The organism is Vibrio sp. SALL6 (assembly GCF_002002385.1).
Taxonomy (GTDB): Bacteria; Pseudomonadota; Gammaproteobacteria; order Enterobacterales; family Vibrionaceae; genus Vibrio; species Vibrio parahaemolyticus.
Genome location: NZ_MQVK01000023.1, coordinates 241,388 through 264,490 on the forward strand (window position 1 = coordinate 241,388; position 23,103 = coordinate 264,490).

Genomic DNA, 23,103 nt, shown 5'->3' on the forward strand with positions numbered 1-23,103 from the left:
TCATCTTATGGCTTCTTCTTGTCCTTGCGGCGCTAACCGTACCTACCAACAGTGTTGCGAAATTGCGCACAACAATCACGCTGACGTCAAAACACCAGAACAGTTAATGCGCTCTCGCTATAGCGCTCATGTGCTAGGCCTCGTTGACTACGTTGTGAAAACATATCACCCAAGTTGTAACGCAGAAGAACAACGTGAAGGTATCGCACAATCGATCGACAGCGATTGGTGCAAACTGGAAGTCGTCAAAGCAGAAGCTGGCAGCCATGAAAATGAAGGCTTTGTTGAGTTCAACGCCTATTTCAATGAAGACGGCCAACGCTACTGCCTGAGCGAGCATTCACGCTTCGTGAAAGAAGATGGGCTGTGGTATTACATTGATGGCACTTTCCCTGAAGAAGAATCCGAGCAAGATCCGCGACTTAATCAATCCATCAGCAGCTTAAAAGTAGGCCGTAACGACCCATGTATTTGTGGCAGCGGTAAGAAATTTAAAAAGTGCTGCGGATAAAATCGCACTATCAAGAAAAAACAAAGGCTTCCACATGGAAGCCTTTGTTTTATTTCTTTGATTTGAACTACTTGTGACGCTCTTTAAGCTTATTCACCACATCGTTCATTGATAAACCTTGGTCTTGTAAAAGCACCAACAAGTGATAGATCAAATCTGCAGATTCACACACTAACTCCGCCTTATCGCCCGACGTCGCCGCAAGCGCGACTTCAACGCCTTCTTCGCCCACTTTCTGCGAAATACGCTTGGTACCACGGGCATAAAGACTGGCGGTATAAGAGGAGTCTGGATCGGCACTCTTGCGGGCAGCCAGTAGCTGCTCAAGTTGATGAAGCCACACCATTTGTGATTCCTCTTGTGCATCGCCGTCCCAACACGTTGTTGTGCCTGTGTGGCAAGTAGGCCCAATAGGGTTCACTCGAACCAGCAAAGTATCATTGTCACAATCTAGAGAGATATTCACGAGTTGAAGAACATTGCCAGACGTCTCACCTTTAGTCCATAAACGCTCTTTAGTGCGAGAGAAAAATGTCACCTGACCCGTTTCACCCGTTTTTGCTAGCGCGTCTTGGTTCATGTAACCCATCATAAGCACTTGGCTCGATTGGAAGTCTTGCACGATGGCAGGTACCAAGCCATCCACCTTTTCCCAATTGATTCGCTCCGACAGCGAACTGACTTCGGCGGCTTTAAAACTCATAGTCGTACCTCAATGCCTTGTTGTTTCAAATACTGCTTTAGTTCACCAATATTGATGACTTGCTTGTGGAATACCGAAGCGGCCAGCGCACCATCCACGTTTGCTTTTTGGTATGCTTCTGCAAAGTGCTCCATGGCACCTGCACCACCGGAAGCGATGAGAGGAACTTTACACACTTCGCGTACCATATTGAGCTGTTCAATATCGTAACCGTTACGCACGCCGTCTTGGTTCATCATGTTGAGCACGATTTCACCAGCGCCGCGCTTTTGCACTTCTTGTACCCAATCGCGCGTTTCCCACTTCGTCGCCTTTGTACGTTCTTCGTCGCCAGTAAACTGGTAAACCTGATATTTACCAGTATCTTTGTCGTAGTAGGAATCGATACCAACTACGATACACTGAACGCCAAATTTATCTGCTAAATCAGTAATAAGCTGCGGGTTAGCCAACGCAGGCGAGTTGATAGAGACTTTGTCTGCACCAAACTCCAGAATACGTGCAGCATCCTCCGCGGATTTAATACCACCAGCCACACAAAAAGGAATGTCGATCACTTCCGCGACACGAGCCACCCAACTTTTATCAACTACACGACCATCGCTTGATGCAGTGATGTCGTAAAACACCAGCTCATCAGCGCCTTCTTCAGCGTAGCGTTTAGCGAGAGGGACAATGTCGCCGATGATCTCGTGGTTGCGAAACTGAACGCCCTTCACCACTTGTCCATCACGAACATCAAGACATGGAATTATTCGCTTTGCCAGCATGCAAATGCCTCCTCTGCTGTGAACTTACCATCTAACAACGCGCGACCAACAATCACGCCTGCCACACCGCTGCCTTTTAGCGCTTCGATATCCGCTAATGAGCCGATACCACCTGAAGATTGGAACTGCACTTGTGGGTACTGTTTACATAGGTCGACGTAAAGCTCTACGTTTGAGCCTTCTAGCGTACCGTCACGAGAAATGTCAGTACACAGCACGTGCTGTAGACCTACCGTCAGGTAATCGTTGATCAGAGCTTCAATAGTCACGCCTGAATCTTCTTGCCAACCAGAGATCGCCACTTTACGCGTGCCGTCTTGGTCGATGTTGATGTCCAACGCGAGAACGATTTTCTCTGCGCCGTATTTTTCCATCCAACCTTTTACTAACTCAGGCTGTTTTACTGCGGTTGAACCAACCACAACGCGCTGTGCACCCGCTTCTAATAAGTCCACAACGTCTTGTTCGGTACGCACACCGCCACCGATTTGGATGTTCGCAGGCGTGCTTGCTAATAGCTTTGCAATCAAATCAAGTTGGCGCGCAGATGTATCTTTCGCGCCCGTCAGATCCACCAAGTGCAGCCAGTTAGCCCCTGCTTGGTGATACAAGTTGAACTGCTCTGCTGGGTCGACTTTGTACTCGGTTACTTGGCCGTAATCACCTTGATAAAGGCGAACCACCTGTCCTTCAATTAAATCAAGAGCTGGAATAATCACACTAAATCCCTTTTATAATTCTAAGAAGTTTTGAATAAGCTTCGCGCCCGCCTTTGAAGAACGCTCTGGGTGGAATTGCACACCATAATAGTTACCACTTTGAACCGCAGCAGTGAATGGATTTCCGTAATCACATTCTGCAATGGTGTAGTCTCCAACAGGCATCGCAAAGCTGTGCACAAAATAGAAGTACTCACCCTCTTCAATGTCTTTGAACAACGGATTGCCTGCTTTTGCAGAAACGGTATTCCACCCCATGTGTGGCAGTGGCAAATCGCCAGTTTGTAGCAGCTTCACTTCGCCATCACAAAGTCCAAGACACTCAACTAACTCGTAGGCTTTCTGCCCTTTCTCTTGAGAAAACTTACCCAATAACTGCATACCTAAACAGATACCAAGCAATGGCTTTTCAACTTGCTTAACGAGATTGATAAGATCACGCTCTTCAAGGTTTTTCATCGCTTCGCTTGCTGTACCCACACCAGGTAGGAACAACTTGTCTGCTGACAGCACCACTTGAGGATCTTTTGAAATCGTTACGTCATAACCTAAGCGTTCAATGGCAAACCTCACCGAAGAAACATTGGCACAGCCCGTATCGATAATGACAACTTTTTGTTCTGTCACTGCTTTTCTCCTTGCTCACATGAGCCTTAAAGGACGCCTTTGCTGCTTGGCAGCTCCGTACCTTCCACCTTGATTGCTTGGCGTAACGTTCGACCAAACGCTTTGAATAGGCTCTCAATGATGTGGTGATCATTATCGCCATCAGAAGAAAGGTGTAGCGTACACGCTAGTGTGTCAGTTAAAGAACGGAAGAAGTGAACCACCATCTCTGTCGACAAGTCTCCAACTTGATCACGGCTAAATTTCGCGTCAAATTTCAGGTAAGGGCGACCAGACAAATCCAACGCACATTGCGCCAAGCACTCATCCATCGGCAGGCTGAAACCAAAGCGACCAATGCCACGCTTATCGCCCAACGCTTCTTTTAATGCCTGACCAAGGGCTAATGCGGTATCTTCAATCGTGTGGTGATCATCAATGTGTAAATCACCGTCGACTTTGCACACCATTTGGAAGCCACCGTGAGTGGCAATTTGATCCAGCATGTGGTCAAAGAAACCAAGACCTGTTGAGATATCATTGCCACCTTGCTCATCCAGATTAACGGCAACTTTAATGTCGGTTTCTTTAGTAGTACGAATCACTTCGGCAACCCGTGCTTTCACCGTCAGATCTTTCAATATCTGCTTCCAGCCCATGGTTTCTGGATTGTATTGAATACCGCGAATTGCCATGTTTTCCGCCAATTGCAGATCCGTTTGACGGTCACCAATCACGACAGAATTTTGGAAATCCACTTTACCGCCTTGAAGATACTCTTTCACCATGCCTAATTTAGGCTTACGGCAAGAGCAGTTGTCTTCTTCAAAATGCGGACAAATCAGCACATCATCGAACTTCACACCTTGAGACTCGAAGATCTCCATCATCATGTTGTGTGGCGCATCGAAGTCTTCTTGAGGGTAGCTGTCTGTGCCTAGACCATCTTGGTTTGTCACCATCACTAGACGGTATCCCGCATCCTGCAACGACAACAGGCTTGGGATAACAAACGGTTCTAGTTTTAACTTATCCAAGCGGTCAACTTGGAAATCAATCGGTGGCTCGACAATCAGCGTGCCATCTCGGTCGATAAATAGGATTTTTTGTTGCTTGCTCACTCGAACTTCCTTATTACTAATCTTGTTTCGTTCTCGGCATGAACCGAGAACGTTGAGAATTCTATTTATGAATAGTAGTTTCTAATGAAACCCAGTGTCTTTTCACACTCGTCGCGGTTACCAACGCTGATACGCACGCAGTTTTCAATTGGTGAGTTACGTAGAATGATTCCGGTATCCCACGCCGCTTTAAACAGCGCATCACCATCTGGGAATTTAACCAATAGGTAATTGCCCCACCCTTCGAAAACTTGCAATCCTGGAATCATCGACAAACCAACCTGCAGATAAGCGCGGTTTGCATTAAGGTCGAGGACTTGGAATTTCGCTCGAGCCAAACCTGCTTCTGACAAGGCTTGAACCGCAATTTCAGCAACAGGCACTGGTACTGGGTACGGCGCGATGACTTTAAGTAGGACGTTGATTAGCTCCTCGTTTGCAAGCGTGAAACCACAACGTAAGCCTGCAAGCGCGAACGCTTTTGATAACGTACGTAGAATCGCGAGATTTGGATATTGAGCTAACAAATCCACCGTTGACGCCTCAGGGCAAAAATCGATATACGCTTCGTCCATGACCACGATTGCTCGGTCTTTTGTCATCTCAAGCAGAGAGACAATATCTTCACGCTTAACGAGGTTACCGGTTGGGTTGTTTGGCGAACAAACAAAAACCAGCTTGACGTTATCGAGATTGGATTCGATGCCAGCAAGGTCAAGTTGCCAATCCGATGTTAGCGGTACAGTCTTACGTTCAACACCAATGGTTTCAGCACTGATTGCGTACATACCGTAAGTCGGGGGGCAGTACAAAATCGCGTCTTGTCCTGGCTCACAGAAAGCGCGAACTAACAGCTCGATACCTTCGTCAGCGCCACGAGAAGTAAGCGTCTGTTCTGGCTTTACACCCGCGTAGGCAGCGTAAGCAGAAATAAGCGCTTTTGGCTGGCATTCGCTGTAGCGGTTTAGGCGAGCAAAATCCGTTTTGTACTCATTATTAAATGGAGATTCATTGGCGTTGAGCCAAACGTCACCCGTGCCGCCAATTCGGCGAGCAGATAAATACGGGGTTAATTCTTGAACTTGTTTGCGTGCTAGCTTTTCCATCTCTTTACTCTCTTATTATCTATTTTTGGTCAGCTTTTCTACTCGGATGGTGACTGCACGTTTGTGAGCGTCGAGACCTTCCGCCTCCGCCATCGTAACCACAGTCGGAGCGAGATTCTGTAAACCTTCAGCCGATAACTCTTGCACTGTCATTCGTTTAGAAAAGTCGGCAAGGCCAAGGCTTGAGTAAGTACGAGTATACCCGTAAGTTGGAAGCACGTGGTTAGTTCCCGACGCATAATCACCTGCAGATTCAGGAGACCAATCGCCAAGAAAGATTGAGCCCGCATTATCTAGTAGTGGAAGTAGCTCACGAGGGTTCTTCGTTTGCACAATTAAGTGCTCAGGGCCGTAGTAGTTAGAAATAGAAACCGCTTGTGTGATTGACTCAGAAATAATAATCAGACTTGAAGCCAACGCCTTCTGCGCGATGTCTGCACGAGACAAGGCTTTTAGTTGACGCTGAACGGCATCCGTTACTTGATCCGCGACAATAGGTGATGGTGTCACAAGAACCACCTGTGAATCAGGGCCGTGCTCAGCTTGGCTTAACAAGTCTGCTGCGATGAAGTCTGGATCTGCAGTTTCGTCTGCAATCACAAGAACTTCAGAAGGACCAGCCGGCATGTCAATCGCAGCACCACGGAAGTCATTGCTTACTTGACGTTTTGCCTCCGTCACATAGGCGTTACCCGGACCAAAAATTTTATCGACTTTAGAGACGCTTTTCGTACCGTAAGCCATTGCAGCGACCGCCTGTCCACCACCGACATTGTAAACTTCATCAATGCCGCACAACTTGGCGACGTACAAAATTTCATCTGCAATCGGTGGAGGAGAACAAAGCACCACTTTACGACAACCAGCGATTTTTGCAGGCACGCCCAGCATCAATACCGTCGATGGCAATGGCGCGCTACCACCAGGAATATACAACCCTACTTTTTGAATGGGACGTGTCACTTGCTCACACATCACACCAGGTTGTGTCTCCACTTTAATTGGTTGTGGCTTTTGTGCTTTATGAAATTTAGCAATGTTGCTGTAAGCCTGCTCCAGTGCTTGTTTCATTTCCGCAGAAAGGCGCTCTGAAGCCGCATTAATTTCTTTGGATGGAACTCGGATTGATTCCGGTTTTACACGGTCAAACTTTTCTGTAAGTTCTAATAGCGCTGCGTCACCTTGAGTACGCACCTTTGCGATCACATCCGCAACTGCAGCGGTAATATTCGCGCCTTCCGCAATGGCAGGACGCTCTAAAATTGCATCTTGTTGCTCTTCACTCAGTGATTGCCATACAACAGTTCTCATTGCCGTTACTCCATCATTTTTTCAATTGGTAGTACTAGAATTGAGCTCGCACCCAGTTCTTTTAGCTGTTCCATGGTTTCCCAGAACAAATTCTCTGTACTCACCAAATGAACGGCAACTTTCTGTTTGTCCGCTGATAGTGGTAAAACGGTTGGATCTTCTGCGCCCGGCAGTAATGCTTTGATTTGCTCCAACTTTCCAGCTGGTGCGTGCAGCATGATGTATTTTGATTCTTTTGCCTGTTGAACGCCTTGCATGCGAGTTAGCAATTTATTGATCAACTCTGCTTTGTCTGCGTCGAACTCACCAATGCGTTGGATAAGCGTCGCTTTGGATCTGAAGATGACTTCGGCTTCTTTCAGGCCGTTTGCTTCTAATGTTGCACCTGTAGAAACCAAATCTGCAATCGCATCCGCTAAGCCCGCTCGTGGCGCAACTTCCACAGAACCAGTGAGCATACAAGTTGAGAATGGCACGCCGGCTTCATCCATGTACGCTTTAAGAAGTTGAGGGTAAGTCGTTGCGATGCGTTTGCCTGCGAGATCTTGTGGACCGTTGTATTCTTCATCTTTATCGATGGCGATGGACAAACGGCAGCCACCAAAATCCAGTCGACGAAGTTGAACAAACTCACATGGCTCACCCAAAGCTTTGCGATCAAGACGAACTTCTTCTAGTTCGTTTTCTCCGATGAAACCAAGGTCAACCACGCCATCCATGATCAAGCCAGGGATGTCGTCGTCACGAACCAAAAGCAAGTCAATTGGCATGTTCTCTGAGTGAACAACAAGACGCTCACCCATTACGTTAAATTTCACGCCGCATTGCTTTAGTAGAGCTTGGCTCTCTTTGCTAAGACGACCTTTTTTCTGAATTGCAATTCTTAAGCGTTGTGTTTGCATTGCTTTATCCCTGTGCAAGATTTTGATATCTAAGTAATTTTTAAACCAGTAAAACTAAAAAACCCTCGAGAGATTGGTGTCTCCCGAGGGTTTAAAATCTGTTCTTACTTTGATTTTCACCTCCGGGAGTTTCCTGCCTCCCGGGTATGCGTACATCTCCCGAAAGACTAGGCTGGGTGATGATGGTGATGAATGTTCATTACAAAATTACGCATACTTATTTAAGACTTTAGTTAGTTGCTTCGTTAGTAACCACACTAACCAAGGATTCTTAATTTTTCAATACCGAAATTGAACTTTTCTTAACTATTTTTTCAAGTCTATGTTTTTTAAATGTTTATTTTTAGTTTCATTGCGATAGAGTGCAAGAAATGAAGTTGCTATACAACGATTTTCCTAGCAAAAAAAGTCCCTAGTATAAATTTTCTCCGAAACAAACATTTAGACTTTACCACCCACAGTAATTAACAAACTTCTCAATAAAGAGACATTCACTCACGATTGAGACGGCTAATTCAAAACTATTATTTCAGTGGGGCAAAAATAGTGATTAATGATGAAACTGCGAAAAGGTAGTACCAAACAAACGGTGCAATTCAGCGAGGCGGAGCTATATCCTCTTATTGGGAATAGCGCTTGTATCCACGAGCTTCGAAATGCCATTAAAAAGTACGCGCAATGTGACGCTGAAGTACTCATACAAGGTGAAACTGGTGTGGGTAAAGGGTTGTGTGCTCGACTGATCCATCAGTTATCTAGTCGACGCTCATCACCCTTTGTAGAGGTTAACTGCGGTGCGATTCCAAGTGGCTTGATTGCTTCCGAACTTTTTGGCCACGAAAAAGGTGCATTTACAGGTGCCATTTCTGACCGGATTGGTTTTATTCAAAAAGCACACAAAGGCACTTTATTTCTCGATGAGATTGGAGATATGCCTTCGGATCTTCAAATACATCTCCTTCACTTTTTAGAAAGCAAACAAATACACAAAGTAGGTGCGGATAAATTTATCGATGTTGATTGTCGTGTGATTGCCGCCAGCCACGTGGATTTAAAAAGCGAAGTCGTACAAGGAGAATTTAGGGAGGATCTATTTTATCGACTCAATATATTACCGCTGACCATTCCTCCACTTCGAAAAAGAGGCAAAGACATTTTGATGCTGTCTGAGCACTTTTTAACAGATTTATCTCATGGTCAAGTACACAACATGTCCGAAGAAGTGAAAGCAAAACTGCTTAAACATCGTTGGCCTGGAAATGTACGTGAGCTGCGTAATGTGATTCAGCGAGCAATTGTCATGTGTGAAGACAATACCCTACTCGTTGCTGATTTAGGGCTTGAGAACAGTGAAAGGCAATTACTCCCTTCAGTTGATCAAATTGACCTCGACTATTTGTTACAGGCCATCGAAGAAAATAAACACAATATGAGCGCAGCCGCACGCCATCTAGGTATTTCTAGAACAACACTTTATCGGCTGATTAAGAAGTACAATATCAACATCTGACAATGTGTACATGTGTAACGCAACACAGTGTAACAACGAAATCACGGCATATCATTTACTTAGCTTTTTCATATAAAACACGTCATGTAAGGCTCTTTTAAATCAATAAGTTAAAATAGGCATACTCTTTGCCTTTGTATCCTGTGTCGTCACTCATGATGACACAGGAGCAAAAAATGAATATCAACAGGTTTTTATCCAAATTAAGGACAACAACTCTTGCGATATCTTCGTTAGCTATCATGTTTGCTGTACCAGCTTTCGCTAGATTAGATGGCGCAATATTCACGACGACACCTGCTGGTGATATCGTCAATGAAAATGTCCGCTACGAGTCTAAACAAGAAGTATTTTTAGATGGAGGCCCAGGGCCTAACGCCCCAAGAACAGCCGCAGCACTGCCTGCTGGTTTGTATTATTTTCAAGTTACCGATCCATCAGGTAAATGTTTGTTATCAAGTACTTTAGATAGCGCAGACACCAACGGTGGTACCTGCTTTCAAGATGTAAAAATCAAAGGCAAGAATGCTAGAAACGCCGAAGAGTTTTACGCAGAACCATTAGCCTGTCGTCTTTTCTATTTCGACGGTGAAGGTGGTGTGACATATATGAATGACGTCGTCACCATCACTCAAGAAGTTAAAGTTCGCGGCAAAATGGTCACCCAATCGATAGACATAGAATGTCGACATCAATTGGGAAGTGAGTATTTAGATGTCGACCCAACTTCTCTGCCTGATGGAGAAACCATACAGCTATTTCCATTTGCCAACACACCTAACTCCGGTGGGGTTTACAAAGCTTGGGTATCCACAGCAGCGAGCGTAGAAGCCGCGTGTGAAGGTACTGACCTGTATGGCGAAGAAACTGGTGAAAACTGTGCCGGGTTCTTTGGATTTATCCCTCGATTCTCGAAAACAGATAACTTCAAAGCGAAGACTGCAGAGCCAGAACCGCCAAACTTTGATATTGCTTTTCGTGCGTTCCACGACAGAAACCTGAACTGCCAATATGATCCTATCATCGATGAAGTTATTCCTAATTGGGAGTTTGGTATTCGTGACTTAGCGATGGAGATGGGCGGTATGCGTAATACTAAACTTTCCAATGATTCTCCTGACGAGCCAATCACGTTTAGTGTTTTTGGGGTTGAAGACCATCAATGGAGCTTAGACCAATTCATGTGGTGGGCGAAAAAAGTTGGCTTTACCGCAATGAACACCCCATTCACTCACTTCACAACCTTCGCAGATTTAAGAGACTTTGCACCGACGTTCGAAGATGGCGATCTACATATAGGCTTTGCAAACGCTCTAGCATGTGAAACCAACTTCGACGAAACCATCAAACGTTCTGCTGGTGAGGACACAGATGAAGCCAGCGGTAATGAGGAGAATGACGTTGGTTTCATGCCTAGTGCTTGGGCTCAACCAACCTTTGATGATGATCCCGTGTTAACCATCCGTTTTGGTTCTATCGGTATTGCCAATCTTAAAGTGTGTAAGTCGTTCGATATGAACGGTAACGGTATTCATGATGAAGGCGAAGGCTTGATTCCGAATTGGCCGGTCAACCTTTACATACCTGACAGTGTACCAGTTCCTAAACCATTCAACCCTGAGTATCCAGAAAATGGTGAATTCTTAGTGATAGAACAACTTCTTCTTGATGCCGGTGTTCTTCCAGAAGGCGAGAATTTAGCGGAAGTCGATACCAATGGTTACGTACAGCGGATGACAGGAGAGGATGGCTGTGCCACATTCTTCGTTCTCGTTCCAAATGTTCGCGGTGAAGATCCCGCGCCTTATGAAGTGAGCGAAAGCCTTTCTGCTGCATGGAACAATACCAGTGATCACACCATTTCGTTCGACGTAAAATCTGTCATGAAAATGGAAAATGGCGTCCCTCTCATTATCGGTGAAGTTTACAACCGCAGTGACGCACTTGATGGTAATGAAGTGCACTTCAATAACATTTGTGAAATCACTGCAGACTTTGACACCAAAGGTTACTGGCACAACAAAAATGGCTTAAGTGAACTAACTGAAGCCGACAGAGTATATGTGAATGGATTAGCCCCTTACGCCTCTCCAAGTAACTACTTTGGAGCTGGTGACGAGCCATTTGACGGTAAATTTACTGGTGGAGAGCCAGTTGAAGCAGCATTTAGCGGCGATTCTGCTATTTGGATGGCCGGGACTTGGCAATCCGAAGTGTCACAATTCTTGGTCGATAGCAATGGCAACGCAGACCTTAACGAGCATAAAGAGCAGCTAGCTCAGCAACTACTCGCATTTATCTTTAACACTCGACATCGTCCAACCTCTGAGGGTTTAACCCAAACTACCGTTATTTGGTTTGGCGATCAGTGGATGTCTATTGGAGATATCATTAGTAACGCGGTCAGTGCTTGGGAAGGTTCAGACATCAATCAAATTGATCAGATTAAGACGGTTTTGGATGGTTTGAATAACAACGATGATGTTCCAATTCTGCCATCGTCGTATGAAGACTGTCCAACACCTGACTTCACACAGCCAGAATCTTAAAGGTTATCCCCAAAAACGCGATTGCCCCCCTCACCTAAATCGCGTTAAAAAAAAGCTCCGCTAGTTACTAGCGGAGCTTCCTCTTTTCAACAAATCATATTGCCATTAAGCGCTCTGACATGATGCTATTTTCGATTTCGACAACCATGATAGAACAGCACAGACGATAACGAATGTAATCGACGCTGCAATGAAAGAGAACGCGATTGACGTTGTCATACCAAGTGCAATAAAGCCGACACATGAAACCAAAGCAACAGACAGCGCATAAGGTAACTGAGTTGATACGTGGTCAATGTGATTACAACGAGCGCCTGTCGAAGACAAAATAGTCGTGTCCGAGATTGGTGAACAGTGGTCACCGAATACTGCACCGGCCAAAACCGCACTTAGCATAGGAAGCATTAGTGCGATGTCAGTTGCACCCGCCATATCACCAGCGATTGGTAACATGATACCGAATGTACCCCATGAAGTACCGGTTGAGAACGCCATTAGACCCGACAACAAGAACAGGATTACAGGTAACCAATGCGGATTAATGTTACCTTGAGCCATAGTCGATAGGTACGAACCCGTCTTCATGTCACCGATAACAGAACCGATTGTCCACGCAAACACAAGGATAAGAATCGCACCAAACATTGATTTAGCACCAATCCACAGTGTACGAGTAATCTCAGTCAGTGGTAGACCTTGTTTTAGAACAGTAAACAAAGCAACGGCCAAACCAAGCAAGCTACCGTAAATAAGAGACGTACCCACATCGGTATTCTCGAATGCACCTAACAATGCAAACTCTTTACCGTCAGCAGCCAACGCTTGACCACCGGTGTACATCATCGAAGCAATTGTCGCGACGATAAGCGTAACAATCGGTAGGATTAAGTCAGAGACTTTACCTTTTTCACTCTCACGAATGTCCAACTCTTCGTTAAGCTCATGCGCTTCTTGAGTGTCGTTCTCTTTGTCTTTGTCAAAACCACGACCTTGAGACGCTGCAATTTCATGCTCGCGCATCTTGCCTATATCTAGACCAAACCACGCTACTGCAAACACCATTAACAGCGCAAATACAGCGTAGAAGTTCATTGGGATAAGACGCACATACGCCCCAAGCGCTGAATACTCAGTAATACCATGTGATACTAAAATACCGCCGATGATAGTAATGATGTAAGCACCCCAACTAGAAGCTGGCATGATGACACACATAGGTGCAGCGGTTGAATCTAGGATGTAAGCCAGTTTCGCACGAGATACATAAAAGCGATCCGTTACTGGGCGTGAAATCGCACCTACAGCAAGACTATTAAAGTAATCGTCGACAAAAATGAATACGCCTAAAAAGGCTGCAAGAAGTTTAGAGCCGCGTTTACTTTTCACACGAGACTGTGCCCATTCAGCGAATGCGCGAGTACCGCCAGAAAGCGTCAATAGAGCCGTTGTCATGCCTAATAGAATTAGGAAACCAACAATGCTCATGTTCCAAGTGTTAATTCCACCATCTTCAATGAAGACAGAAGACACTTGAGTACCTACATAGCTTGCAGTTCCACCAATTGACCAGCTGTTAAGTAGAACCGCACCAAGCGCGATACCTACACCAAGAGAAACTAATACACGTCGAGTCAGAATCGCCAATGTCAGAGCAACAATAGGAGGCAATAATGAAACAGGAGAATGAGAAAAATCTATTAAATTCATGATCTTCAAAAACCAAAGTTTGGCTAGAGATCTACTGCAGACAAGTCACGCCTTCTTTATAAGAAACGTGCTCATGTTGAACTTAGCGACAGGGAAGCGAACACTCCACCCAACCCTACAGTAGCGCTCCATAGTTTAATGTAAATATACTATGGCAGTGTTGTTCCTTTCAGATACAACCCCAGCAAGGCGTTTTGATATACGACTTACTTCGGCAATCTTCGCCTTCCACTATTATTCATTGGCATCACCCCAATAATAGCTACTCTTCGAGACTGCGCCTCTACGGCAACAACAAACAATTAACCGTTAATTGTACAAATTAACAACAAATTATCTGCAATATTGCATCAGGTAGCAGCCATTGTACTTATGATGAGAACCAATGCAACACATCAAACTAAATTAAACTAATAAATAATCGCCAACCCAATTTATAAACGTCGAACAAACAAATTGAGCATTGTGCAACTGAAATCACGTTAATTTGGTTGTTTATGAAACTTTATTACTACCATAAAAATATCATGGATTATCTAATATCGATAATTTAAAGAAATATGAATAACAAATACCGTACACATTACAGCTTTCGTTTTCTGTTGCGCAAATACAAAGCTCGCCTTTTATAAAAAACACCATTCAATAGCTCTCTTGATTAGAATAATCACGTAAAACTTGAATTCACTATCAATTAAGATTTATTTCGAGTTAATTAATATTAGTTTTCAGTCAAAAAATAGCTCAATTTAAACAAAATCATGATTTAGCATTTGCACATAAGGAAAAGATAAAGTTAAATATAAGGACTTATCTTTATTTGTAGATTGGTATTATTTAATCGTAACGATTAAAAATGCCAAACACGTTAACCTATTAATAGGAATCGTTATGTCAGAGCTGACTAAAACACTTCTAAATATCCGTAGCCTTCGTGCATTTTCTCGTGAGCTGACTCTAGAACAATTGGAAGAAGCTCTAGATAAACTAACTACTGTTGTTGAAGAGCGTCGTGAAGCTGAAGAAGCAGAGCGTGAAGCACTAGCACAACAAGAAGCTAAGCTAGCAGAGATTGCAGAAAAAATTGCTCAAGACGGTATCGACGTTGAAGCACTAATTAGCGCACTATCTGGCGAAACTAAGACTAAAGCAAAATCTAAGCGCGCTCCTCGCCCAGCTAAGTACAAGTACATCGACACAAATGGCCAAGAAAAAACTTGGACAGGCCAAGGCCGTACACCTTCTGCAATTCAAGAGCAACTTGACGCAGGTAAATCACTAGACGATTTCCTAATCTAATCGTTCTTGTTTAAAAAAGGCTCCCGTTGGGAGCCTTTTTTATTTGTCTTGCGCAAATAAAAAATGGCGTATTTTTTCAAACACGCCATTTTAACATTAGTTATAAAGTGGTTAATTCGATATGAATTAACGTTCCCAGTATGCTTCTTCCAAACTGTCTTCTCGCTCTGGTAAGCCACGAGACAGACGAGGAGAATGTTGCACGAGAACTTCGTAGCTCGCACGGTTCGCATATTTACAAACCTGAGAAAAAGATGAGTAAGTTAAATACTCATTGCTGTGCTTGCTAGAGTTGGGCACATTTTCTTTATGGTATTTATTCGCCGCCATGTCATGAAGAACAGCAGACAACGCAGCATCACCCGCACCGTTTGTGTTCTTAATTTTCTCTGGCCCCCCCATGTAAGGAGAAATATGCGAATAAACTCGAATTGGATTCTGACAAGCATCTTTTTTAGCCGGACGGCTGAACTCGTAACGATTAAATTCAGCAATCGAGCCAGGAAGTAATGGCAACGTGGTTTCACGCTTCGCACTGTCTTCAGTGTAACCCGCCATAAACAGACCAACAGGACCTGCGGTACATAACACCATATCAGCCCACTCTAGCGTCTTATCAGAAGCGGCTAGCGGATCAGTTTCGCCTGTTAGAGCTTCTGCTTCGTCTTCGTTCATTGCGACAACAGAAACGTGTTCACGAATAAAGTCTTGCCAGTATTTAGGATCGTCTTGAATAACAAACTTAGTACCTAGCGTTAATACAACAGGAACGTCGTTCTTCTTCGCAAACTCAATGGCTTTCATTGTTGCTTCAGGCATTGGATCGCCTTCTTTACAACGAACTAAGTAAGATGTCAGTACTAGTGCAGAAGCATTTTTGAAAATTTTCTCAGGAATGCTGTCTGGATGAAGCTGGTTCATTTGACCTTCGCTGATCGCAAAAGTACGTTCACCGTCTTCAGTGATCAAAGCAAAACAACGACCGATAGCACCATCAACACCTTGCAGGTAATTCAGGTCCATGCGGCTCGATGTATTACAAAGGTAACGATAGCCGTAGCTGCCGATTTTGATATCCTGGCTCATCACACCAAGCAGCGTAGAACGATCGTCTGCAAGAACCGAGTAGTTATGAAGTGTATTGCCAATCGTACCACCAGCGTATTCGTTAGTGATCAGATTCTCTTCTTTTAACTGCTGGTATAGCTCTTCTGCTTTTACATCATCAATAACCAGCGAGTGACCTTTACTCAAACCGTACTTTTCAATCACATCTGACGTTACTTTTGCCTCGATATCCACCAAAGTTTGGTCAATACCGATGATGTGAGTGCGCGTCATCTTCTTGCTTTCTTGTGCTTGGCTCACCAAAGGATCACGAGCATGAACAGGAAAATAGTGCTTCGATTTGCGTTGTCCAGGAAATTTCATATTGTTAGTCTGAGTAAGGGGATGAAAAGGAGAACGGATTCTATACCGCTAATAATAAAGCGGCAATAAAAGCAATTATAGCAAACGTTTGCTGGATGCTTTTTTCTTCCGGGTTACTTATTCGCCTTCCATGAAGCTCAAATCAGGCAGCTGATTTAGGTGTTCAGTGTAACGCTTTAAATTGAACTCCCCTTCGTTTTTCATTACATCAAAGATTTCAATCGACATAGCACATGCCATCATAGCTACCGCTTCTTCTCTTGGTGTACCAGTCATCATCAAACGCATCAATGTTTCTTTAACTTTGATAGGGTTCCCGTCTTCAAGCTGATTCTCAACAATTTCAATCAACTCAGCTTCTTGCATAAATTGGTTTTCGTCACTCATTTATATTGTCCTCTTGGATTTTTGCCAACTATGCCATATATATCCTTTCTATACTTATGAAATTACTATTTAGTGATGCTGTTGCGGAAAAAGGCAGCAAAAACGAATTGTGATTTCGATCTCGGATCTGTCACCGGTCTGTGGATTCTGTTAGAATCTGCGTCCCGTTTATTTTAGTGGTGTTTAGTAATGTCTGATAACAGCCAAAAGAAAGTCATCGTCGGTATGTCCGGCGGCGTTGATTCATCTGTTTCTGCGTATCTTCTAAAGCAACAAGGCTACCAAGTAGAAGGCCTGTTCATGAAGAACTGGGAAGAAGATGACAACGAAGAATATTGCACAGCAGCAGAAGATTTAGCCGATGCTCAAGCAGTATGTGACAAGCTAGGCATCCACCTACACACCATCAACTTTGCAGCAGAATACTGGGATAACGTATTCGAATACTTCCTTGCAGAATACAAAGCCGGTCGTACTCCAAACCCAGACATCCTTTGTAACAAAGAAATCAAGTTCAAAGCATTCCTTGAATTCGCTGATGAAGTGCTTGAGGCAGACTACATTGCCATGGGTCATTATGTGCGTCGTTCTTTCCCTGAAAACGGCGAAAAGCCACAAATGCTGCGTGGCCTAGATAGCAACAAAGACCAAAGCTACTTCTTGTACACACTAAGCCACGAACAAGTTGCTCGTAGCCTATTCCCTGTAGGTGATTTGGAAAAACCAGAAGTTCGCCGTATCGCGGAAGAACAAGGTCTAATCACAGCGAAGAAGAAAGATTCAACAGGCATCTGTTTCATCGGTGAGCGTAAGTTTACTGAGTTCCTAGGCCGTTACCTTCCTGCTCAGCCAGGCAACATCGAAACGCCAGAAGGCGAAGTTATCGGTCAGCACCAAGGCTTGATGTACCACACACTAGGCCAACGTAAAGGCCTTCATATCGGTGGTCGTAAAGGCGGCGGCGGTAACGAAGACCCATGGTTCGTAGGTGAGAAAGACCTCGACCGCAATGTGCTTATCGCCGTTCAAGGTAAAGACCACCCGATGCTAAAATCAGAAGGTCTACTTGCATCACAACTTCACTGGGTAGATCGTGAACCAATTCGCGATGTTATGAAGTGCACAGTGAAAACTCGTTACCGTCAACAAGATATTCCTTGTACAATCATTCCTATCGACGACGAGAACATTAAAGTGATCTTTGATGAGCCACAAATTGCCGTGACTCCAGGTCAATCAGCCGTGTTCTACAAAGATGACGTTTGCTTAGGTGGTGGTATCATCGAGCAACGCATTAAATATTCTCAAGCTTAGGAGTTGTTACGTGGCGAATACACTTTATGACCGTACTATCGCTTTCGCTGGTATTTGCCAAGCTGTTGCTTTGGTTCAACAAGTTGCGAGAAACGGACATTGTGATCAAGATGCTTTTGAAACATCCATGAACGCCATTTTGAACACAAACCCAGCCAATACTATTGGCGTATTCGGTCGCGAAGCCGACCTAAAACTTGGCCTTGAGTGTTTGGTGAAAGGGATTGATAGCACCCCATCTGGCAGTGAAATCACCCGATACATCATTAGCCTAATGGCATTAGAGCGTAAACTAACCGCACGCACTGATGCCATGTCTCAGCTTGGTGATCGCATCCAAATGGCGAAACGCCAAACAGAACACTTTGAATTGCTAGAAGATCAAATGATCAGCAACCTAGCAAGCATTTATCTTGATGTAGTGAGCCCAATCGGCCCTCGTATTCAAGTAGCTGGCACACCATCGGTATTGCAGCAAACCGCCAACCAACACAAAGTTCGCGCTTTGTTGTTATCAGGCATCCGTAGCGCAGTACTCTGGCGTCAAGTGGGTGGCAAACGTCGCCACTTAATCTTCGGACGCAAGAAGATGGTTGAACAGGCTCAAATCCTGTTAGCCAGAATGTAATTCCATAGCTCGCGTTCATCGCGAGCTAATTTTTTTGACTAAAACAAATCTCGCGCAAACGTTTGCGCAATATTCGTGACAATTGCCACAGTTATTGGTATAAAGCTCACGAAATTTAGAAACCCAATTCAGGAGAACATCATGGAACTGTCAGCATTGACTGCTGTTTCACCAGTAGACGGCCGCTACGGAAGCAAGACAATTGCGTTACGCGAAATCTTCAGTGAATACGGTCTTTTAAAATACCGTACTATCGTTGAAATCCGCTGGCTACAAAAGCTTGCTGCTACTGCTGAAATTGCAGAAGTGCCAGCGTTTAGCGCAGAAGCAAACCAATTCCTAGACGACCTTGCTGCAAACTTCTCTGAAGCAGACGCACTACGTATCAAAGAGATCGAGCGCACAACTAACCACGACGTAAAAGCGGTTGAGTACTTCCTAAAAGAGAAAGTCGCAGACGTTCCTGAACTGCACGCAGTAAACGAGTTCTTCCACTTTGCATGTACTTCTGAAGACATCAACAACACCTCACACGCTCTAATGCTAAAAGAAGCGCGTGAAACCGTGATTCTTCCAGAAATCCGCAACCTTATTGACGCTATCAAAGCACTTGCTGTTGAGTACCGCGACATCCCTCTTCTATCTCGTACACACGGTCAGCCAGCTTCTCCATCAACAATGGGTAAAGAAATGGCAAACGTGGCGTACCGTATGGAGCGTCAATACAAGCAAATCGAAAACGTTGAAATCCTAGCGAAAATCAACGGCGCGGTAGGTAACTACAACGCGCACCTATCTGCTTACCCGGAACTAGATTGGCACAAGTTCTCTGAAGAATTCATCACTGAATCTCTAGGCGTAACTTGGAACCCTTACACAACACAAATCGAACCACACGATTACATCGCTGAGCTGTTCGATGCTGTGGCACGTTTCAACACTATTCTGATCGATTTCGACCGTGACGTTTGGGGTTACATTGCACTAGGCCACTTCAAGCAAAAAACCATTGCTGGCGAGATCGGTTCTTCGACAATGCCACACAAAGTTAACCCAATCGACTTTGAAAACTCTGAAGGTAACCTAGGTCTTGCGAACGCCGTGTTCGGTCACCTAGCACAGAAACTGCCTATCTCTCGCTGGCAACGTGACCTAACTGACTCAACGGTTCTACGTAACCTAGGTGTTGGTGTTGGCTACGCAATCATCGCCTACACTTCTACGCTAAAAGGCATCAGCAAACTGGAAGTGAACCGTGACGCGCTTCTTGCTGAACTAGACAAAAACTGGGAAGTTCTAGCAGAGCCAGTACAAACGGTAATGCGTCGCTACGGTATCGAGAAGCCATACGAGAAGTTGAAAGAGCTAACTCGCGGTAAGCGCGTAGACGGTGAAGCAATGCGTAACTTCATTGACGGCCTTGAGCTTCCTGAACACGAAAAAGCACGTCTAAAAGAGATGACGCCAGCGAACTATATCGGTCAAGCAATCGAGCTAACTGACAAGCTGTAATCTCTCAATAATGAGCGAAAAACTAAAAAGGTTGACGTGAAAGCGTCAACCTTTTTGTTTGGAAGCTTACCAACCGAGGCATTCAAATAGAGTATTTTCGCCCAATACGTGTTGAGCATCGCGGATTTAGGGTTGTTTTTGAAAGAACAAGGTTATTGTCCCCACCTCCACGCCAAACTTTTTAATTTTGGTCAGGTTGAATACGTGTTTGTCATCTTGTCGGTAAAGCCAATCATCAAAGGCAACGGTCACTGTCGAGTCGTCCATTTTTAACTCAAAGTCATATTGCCATTGCAGAGCGTTACCCTGCTCTTTTCCGTTTGCGAAACCAATAATGTCATCTGCTTTGCCTGTATACCTGCCATCCTCTGCACGAGAAATAGTCCAAACACGCTGGTCGGTTTCACCATCGTCAAAAACAAAGTCCTCAACAAGAACCAATTCATCACCCGTTATCGTACCGACAATATCAACCTCAAAGCGGCGTGTTTGTTTCTCGGAATAATCTTGCACCATTCCCCATGCCTTCACATTGCCATCAAAATATTCAAATAAATTAAATGGCGGCGTAGATGCTTGGTAATTGTCTATATCCGCCGAGCAGGCACTCAACGTAACAACAACGCACGCAGCAAAGTATCGCAATATCGTTTTAAAGATATTCACCGTCTGACTTGTCCTATAAGTTGTTTACGCAGCTTTGGAAATTCCGTTTTTGGTGACAACCAAATGGACAGGAATGCATCATTCATACGTTCGTCCGTTATTTCGCCAACCATTTTTTGCGTTTTAGTTCCTGCTTGGCGATAGATGATCTGTCCCTTATCTCCATCAGTGATGTAGGTAAGTTCATCGCCATTTTTGATACTTGGGAAGATAACTCTCAATTGAGTAATCCATTGTTGTCGGCTCGACTTAGGGAAGCCCAGTTTTTGCCACTGTTCATCCGTCACCTCAAGCAATTGCTGCTTGCTTATGTCTCGTTGATAGTTGATCTCTAAAGCAAATGGATGCGGAGAAACATCCGTAGAAACAAGGTATTGTCCATTGGGTGCTTTTAGGCGAGATCGATAAATATCAAACACAAACCAAGTGAGCTGCGCTTCGCCAACTGTTTCCCATTCCTGCCAGTTTTCTACATTCAGTCTGTCAGTACTTCCTATATCTTGTGCCTGCGAAGGTATTGCGCCCATTGCAAACACAAACAAAATACTGCTACCCATACCCCTTACGAGTTTTCTCTTTAAGCTTGCCATTGCCATACACCTTGAGAATCACCAGCATTAACACCAACCATTCCACAAACAAGGCCAGTAACGTAATACTTGTATCAAATCCAAACTCTACCGCTTGAAGCTTGTAGCCAGCGAAGTAGCTGAGCATTCCTCCAAGCCCACCTAATATTGATACGTAGATTTTGGCGAAGCGGTGCAAAAGCACTTTCAGTTGGTAGGCATACCATGCAAACAATACCCATAGACCAATCAACCACACAGGGAGCCAAGGGGTAGGGAAAACCAAAAGCGAAAAGTGTTGATTTAGCGTATCGAGAACTAGCCCGAAAATGGTGACAAAGGAGATCGCTTTCACCGAGTGAAACGCCGTCAGAATGGAATACACCAAAGTCGCCAACGCCAGTATCATCATCAACCATTGCCACTCAAACGTACCAAGCACAGCAATAAACCAGCACAGTTGAAACCAAGTCGATGCAATCAACACTCTCATAATTGTTATGGGCGCTGGAAAGTCATGTGAACGGCGCTGATCGTACGTGCAAGAAAACCGCCTTCACAATAACTAAGGTAATAACGCCACATGCGGACAAACCGGTCATCGTACCCAAACCCTCGTACAGCATCCTCTGCGCGGTTAAAACGGCGATGCCACTCATTCAGTGTTTTTGCGTAGTCTAGGCCGATGTCAAACAAATCACGAACCACCAAATCACTGTGCTTAGTGGCCGCTTGTGTCAAAGACGTCACCGACGGCAAGAAACCACCAGGGAAAATGTATTTCTGAATAAAATCGACATTGTTGCTGTAATAGTCGTAGCGCTGATCCGCAATCGTAATCGCTTGGATAGCCATCAGGCCGCTAGGCTTTAATAACGACTCGCATTTTTTGATGTAGGAAGCTAAGAACTGTTTCCCCACGGCTTCAATCATCTCGATAGAAACCAATTTATCGTACGTCCCAGTAAGGTTGCGGTAGTCTTCTTTAAGTAAAGTAATTCGATCGGCTAAACCTCGTTGTACGATTTGCTGTCGAGCATACTCATGCTGCTCTTCCGAAATGGTCGTTGTTGTTACGCGGCAACCGTATTGCTCAGCCATGTATATCGCCATCGCACCCCACCCTGTGCCAATCTCAATCACATGGTCGGTAGATTGAAGATCCAACTGCTGGCACAAGCGTTTCATTTTGTTGATTTGAGCTTGCTCTAAGGAGTCGGCACTTGTGTGGTAAAGCGCTGATGAGTACAGCATGTTGGTATCTAAAAAAGCTTCATACAAATCATTGCCTAAATCGTAATGAGCATGGATGTTCTTCCGAGAATTTTCTTGCGAGTTTCGATTCGTCCAATGGCTAAACTTATAAAGTAACTTGGTAAGCCAACTACCCTGCTCCTCAAGCTTATCAAGGGCCCGCATATTTAGCGCCATCAGCTTCATCAATGCCGTTAAATCTGGACTGTCCCACCAGCCATCCATGTACGCCTCACCGGCAGCGATGCTACCACCTTGTAATATTCTGGAGTAAAAACCTGGGTGCTTAACCTCAATGGTCGCAACGACAGGTTGGCCACTGTATTCTCCGTTTGGCGCAGTAAAACGTTCACTGCGCTCCTTTGTCTCAGTATGAAACGATTCAATAATGGTTAAGCAACCCATTTCCATCTTTTGCAGACATTGAAAAATAACTCCGCGAGCCGCTTTCTGAGTCGTCGTCAGTTTGCGCGGCAATGTTATAGAAGTCGTATTTAACATGCAGAATTCTCCTTGTGCTTATTATTT

Annotated in this window: 22 protein-coding genes, 1 riboswitch and 1 other annotated feature; of the genes, 7 read left to right on the plus strand and 15 right to left on the minus strand. The window is 44.6% G+C overall.

What is annotated here, in order from left to right:
* Positions 1-7: 7 nt before the first annotated feature.
* Positions 8-511: a YchJ family protein gene (locus tag BIW15_RS15780; RefSeq protein WP_077281275.1), complete on the plus strand. Its 504-nt coding sequence runs from the start codon at positions 8-10 to the stop codon at positions 509-511.
* Positions 512-578: 67 nt separating this feature from the next.
* On the opposite strand, the gene hisIE is transcribed toward BIW15_RS15780, so the two are convergent.
* From hisIE to hisG, 8 genes are all read right to left on the minus strand, one after another.
* The gene (gene hisIE / locus BIW15_RS15785; protein ID WP_005460001.1) at positions 579-1,214 is read right to left on the minus strand and encodes a bifunctional phosphoribosyl-AMP cyclohydrolase/phosphoribosyl-ATP diphosphatase HisIE; all 636 of its coding nucleotides are present in this window, start codon (positions 1,212-1,214) and stop codon (positions 579-581) included.
* A complete protein-coding gene (gene hisF / locus BIW15_RS15790; RefSeq protein WP_020840389.1) occupies positions 1,211-1,984 on the minus strand; it encodes an imidazole glycerol phosphate synthase subunit HisF in 774 nt (257 codons plus the stop codon). Before hisF ends, hisIE begins: the two co-directional genes overlap by 4 nt.
* Positions 1,966-2,703: a 1-(5-phosphoribosyl)-5-[(5-phosphoribosylamino)methylideneamino]imidazole-4-carboxamide isomerase gene (hisA, locus tag BIW15_RS15795; RefSeq protein WP_005495717.1), complete on the minus strand. Its 738-nt coding sequence runs from the start codon at positions 2,701-2,703 to the stop codon at positions 1,966-1,968. Before hisA ends, hisF begins: the two co-directional genes overlap by 19 nt.
* A gap of 12 nt (positions 2,704-2,715) precedes the next feature.
* Positions 2,716-3,330 (minus strand): imidazole glycerol phosphate synthase subunit HisH, encoded by a 615-nt coding sequence (hisH, locus tag BIW15_RS15800; protein WP_077281276.1) that lies wholly within the window; start codon positions 3,328-3,330, stop codon positions 2,716-2,718.
* A 26-nt stretch (positions 3,331-3,356) separates the two neighbouring features.
* Positions 3,357-4,430, minus strand: coding sequence for a bifunctional histidinol-phosphatase/imidazoleglycerol-phosphate dehydratase HisB (gene hisB, locus BIW15_RS15805; protein ID WP_069515391.1), 1,074 nt, complete (start codon positions 4,428-4,430; stop codon positions 3,357-3,359).
* Between the two features lie 65 nt (positions 4,431-4,495).
* A complete protein-coding gene (gene hisC, locus BIW15_RS15810) occupies positions 4,496-5,536 on the minus strand; it encodes a histidinol-phosphate transaminase (protein WP_005480420.1) in 1,041 nt (346 codons plus the stop codon).
* 15 nt (positions 5,537-5,551) lie between these two features.
* The gene (hisD, locus tag BIW15_RS15815) at positions 5,552-6,847 is read right to left on the minus strand and encodes a histidinol dehydrogenase (protein ID WP_005460022.1); all 1,296 of its coding nucleotides are present in this window, start codon (positions 6,845-6,847) and stop codon (positions 5,552-5,554) included.
* A gap of 5 nt (positions 6,848-6,852) precedes the next feature.
* Complete coding sequence (gene hisG, locus BIW15_RS15820) at positions 6,853-7,749, minus strand: ATP phosphoribosyltransferase (protein ID WP_005480403.1); 897 nt, start codon at positions 7,747-7,749, stop codon at positions 6,853-6,855.
* Positions 7,750-7,803: 54 nt separating this feature from the next.
* Positions 7,804-7,941 (minus strand) — a sequence feature (His leader region).
* Between the two features lie 364 nt (positions 7,942-8,305).
* On the opposite strand from hisG, the gene BIW15_RS15825 reads away from it, so the two are divergent.
* Both BIW15_RS15825 and BIW15_RS15830 read left to right on the plus strand, forming a co-directional pair.
* Positions 8,306-9,259 carry a sigma-54-dependent Fis family transcriptional regulator gene (locus BIW15_RS15825; protein WP_005480409.1) on the plus strand — a complete coding sequence of 318 codons (954 nt, stop codon included), beginning with the start codon at positions 8,306-8,308 and terminating at the stop codon, positions 9,257-9,259.
* Positions 9,260-9,435: 176 nt separating this feature from the next.
* Positions 9,436-11,808 (plus strand): hypothetical protein, encoded by a 2,373-nt coding sequence (locus BIW15_RS15830; protein ID WP_077281277.1) that lies wholly within the window; start codon positions 9,436-9,438, stop codon positions 11,806-11,808.
* 105 nt (positions 11,809-11,913) lie between these two features.
* On the opposite strand, the gene tet(35) is transcribed toward BIW15_RS15830, so the two are convergent.
* Positions 11,914-13,515 (minus strand): tetracycline efflux Na+/H+ antiporter family transporter Tet(35), encoded by a 1,602-nt coding sequence (gene tet(35) / locus BIW15_RS15835; RefSeq protein WP_005460042.1) that lies wholly within the window; start codon positions 13,513-13,515, stop codon positions 11,914-11,916.
* A 113-nt stretch (positions 13,516-13,628) separates the two neighbouring features.
* Positions 13,629-13,809, minus strand: a riboswitch (Lysine riboswitch).
* Between the two features lie 597 nt (positions 13,810-14,406).
* Between tet(35) and BIW15_RS15840 the strand changes: the two genes are divergently transcribed.
* Positions 14,407-14,814: a DNA-binding protein H-NS gene (locus tag BIW15_RS15840; protein WP_005460020.1), complete on the plus strand. Its 408-nt coding sequence runs from the start codon at positions 14,407-14,409 to the stop codon at positions 14,812-14,814.
* Between the two features lie 126 nt (positions 14,815-14,940).
* Here the strand turns inward: BIW15_RS15840 and BIW15_RS15845 are convergent, their stop codons facing one another.
* Complete coding sequence (locus BIW15_RS15845) at positions 14,941-16,245, minus strand: inosine/guanosine kinase (protein ID WP_005459989.1); 1,305 nt, start codon at positions 16,243-16,245, stop codon at positions 14,941-14,943.
* A gap of 117 nt (positions 16,246-16,362) precedes the next feature.
* The gene (locus BIW15_RS15850; RefSeq protein WP_005459999.1) at positions 16,363-16,632 is read right to left on the minus strand and encodes a hypothetical protein; all 270 of its coding nucleotides are present in this window, start codon (positions 16,630-16,632) and stop codon (positions 16,363-16,365) included.
* A 189-nt stretch (positions 16,633-16,821) separates the two neighbouring features.
* Here BIW15_RS15850 and mnmA point away from each other — a divergent pair, with 189 nt between their 5' ends.
* The 3 genes from mnmA (at position 16,822) to purB (ending at position 20,086) form a co-directional block, all read left to right on the plus strand.
* On the plus strand, positions 16,822-17,946 hold the full coding sequence (gene mnmA / locus BIW15_RS15855) for a tRNA 2-thiouridine(34) synthase MnmA (protein ID WP_005459992.1): 1,125 nt from the start codon (positions 16,822-16,824) through the stop codon (positions 17,944-17,946).
* Between the two features lie 10 nt (positions 17,947-17,956).
* Positions 17,957-18,574 (plus strand): high frequency lysogenization protein HflD, encoded by a 618-nt coding sequence (gene hflD, locus BIW15_RS15860; protein WP_005495726.1) that lies wholly within the window; start codon positions 17,957-17,959, stop codon positions 18,572-18,574.
* 141 nt (positions 18,575-18,715) lie between these two features.
* Positions 18,716-20,086, plus strand: a complete 1,371-nt coding sequence (gene purB, locus BIW15_RS15865; RefSeq protein ID WP_005460028.1) for an adenylosuccinate lyase — start codon at positions 18,716-18,718, stop codon at positions 20,084-20,086.
* Between the two features lie 126 nt (positions 20,087-20,212).
* Here the strand turns inward: purB and BIW15_RS15875 are convergent, their stop codons facing one another.
* Genes BIW15_RS15875 through BIW15_RS15890 form a run of 4 tightly spaced genes read right to left on the minus strand, consistent with a single transcriptional unit; the run spans position 20,213 to position 23,076 of the window.
* A complete protein-coding gene (locus BIW15_RS15875) occupies positions 20,213-20,752 on the minus strand; it encodes a DUF3833 domain-containing protein (RefSeq protein ID WP_029823691.1) in 540 nt (179 codons plus the stop codon).
* The gene (locus tag BIW15_RS15880) at positions 20,749-21,342 is read right to left on the minus strand and encodes a chalcone isomerase family protein (protein ID WP_042761917.1); all 594 of its coding nucleotides are present in this window, start codon (positions 21,340-21,342) and stop codon (positions 20,749-20,751) included. Before BIW15_RS15880 ends, BIW15_RS15875 begins: the two co-directional genes overlap by 4 nt.
* Positions 21,302-21,814 carry a DUF2878 domain-containing protein gene (locus BIW15_RS15885; protein WP_077281278.1) on the minus strand — a complete coding sequence of 171 codons (513 nt, stop codon included), beginning with the start codon at positions 21,812-21,814 and terminating at the stop codon, positions 21,302-21,304. Before BIW15_RS15885 ends, BIW15_RS15880 begins: the two co-directional genes overlap by 41 nt.
* Before the next feature lie 5 nt (positions 21,815-21,819).
* The gene (locus BIW15_RS15890; RefSeq protein ID WP_025550604.1) at positions 21,820-23,076 is read right to left on the minus strand and encodes a cyclopropane-fatty-acyl-phospholipid synthase family protein; all 1,257 of its coding nucleotides are present in this window, start codon (positions 23,074-23,076) and stop codon (positions 21,820-21,822) included.
* Positions 23,077-23,103 lie beyond the last annotated feature (27 nt).